Origin of the sequence: Enterobacter sp. Cy-643 (genome assembly GCF_011752815.1) — a bacterium.
Lineage (GTDB): Bacteria > Pseudomonadota > Gammaproteobacteria > Enterobacterales > Enterobacteriaceae > Cedecea.
This window is the reverse complement of sequence record NZ_VWWV01000017.1, coordinates 1-1,207: the sequence shown is the minus strand read 5'-3', so window position 1 is coordinate 1,207 and position 1,207 is coordinate 1. Positions and strand designations below refer to the sequence as shown.

Here is a 1,207-nt window from a genome sequence, read left to right as displayed (position 1 = left end):
TGTAAGTACACCCGTTTTAGTTCCACGCACTTTTTGAGATTTCCGGGTTTTCAGTTATCAGCCGGTATTCTTCCGGCGTCAGGTTATTCAGGGATTCATGAGGGCGCTCGTTGTTATATTCAGCCAGCCAGCGCTCTGTAATTTCCCGTGCTTCATTAAGCGTTCTGAACAGATAAAAATCCAGTATTTCTGTCCTGTACGTACGGTTGAACCGTTCGATAAAGGCATTCTGCGTGGGCTTGCCGGGCTTTATAAATTCCAGCATCACACCATGTTCTTCTGCCCATTGTGCCAGCGTCAGCGAGATCAGCTCCGGACCGTTATCCATCCGCATTTTCAGCGGATATCCGCGGTTTGCCACGATCCTGTCCAGCACTCTCACGACCCGCTGCGCCGGGATATTCAGGTCAATCTCGATCGCCAGTGCTTCTCGGTTAAAATCATCCACTACGTTGAAGGTCCTGAAGCGCCTGCCGCACACCAGCGCATCGTGCATAAAATCGATGGACCAGCTTTGGTTCATCGCCTCTGGCGTCGCCAGCGGAGCCGGATTACGCACCGGCAGGCGCTGTTTTCCCTTACGGCGAAAATTCAGTTTCAGCAGGCAGTAAATACGGTGAACCCTTTTATGGTTCCATGTATTGCCCTGTCTGCGCAGCACCTGAAAAAGCTTTTTAAATCCGTATCGTGGATAGCGTTCAGCCGCCACGGTCAGCGCCATAATCACCGGCTCATCACGTCGCGTATCTGGCTGATAACGAAATACCGTCCTGCTCAGCGACAATGTCCTGCATGCCTGACGTAAGCTCATGGCAAACTGCGCGGTCAGATAGCTGACCAGCTCACGCTTTATCGCTGGTTTTAAAGCTTTTTTTCAATGACGTCTTTCAGGGCGCGGCACTCGAGACTCAGGTCCGCAAACATCTGTTTCAGTCGACGGTTTTCATCCTCAAGATCCTTCATCTTTTTGATATCAGAGGCTTCCATGCCGCCGAACTTCGCTTTCCAGTTGTAGTACGAGGCTTCAGAGATCCCGGCCTCGCGGCAGACATCCTTAACGGTGCGTCCGGCTTCGACGGACTTCAGAACGGCGATGATCTGGTGTTCGGTGAATCGGGCTTTGCGCATGGCGATCTCCTCCGGGGACATAATCAGTATGCCGGAAGATCTCTAAATGTGAATGGTCCGGTTTGCCGGGATGCTTACA

General features: G+C 51.9%; 1 protein-coding gene. It reads right to left on the bottom strand.

Annotation, left to right across the window (positions count from 1 at the left end; all coding sequences use genetic code 11):
• Nucleotides 1-16: 16 nt before the first annotated feature.
• Nucleotides 17-1,128 (bottom strand): IS3 family transposase gene (locus F3J29_RS22580; RefSeq protein WP_166869385.1). Its coding sequence is split into 2 segments (ribosomal slippage): nt 17-867 and nt 867-1,128, totalling 1,113 coding nucleotides; the frame shifts between segments, so codons are not numbered across the junction.
• Between the last annotated feature and the right edge of the window lie 79 nt (nt 1,129-1,207).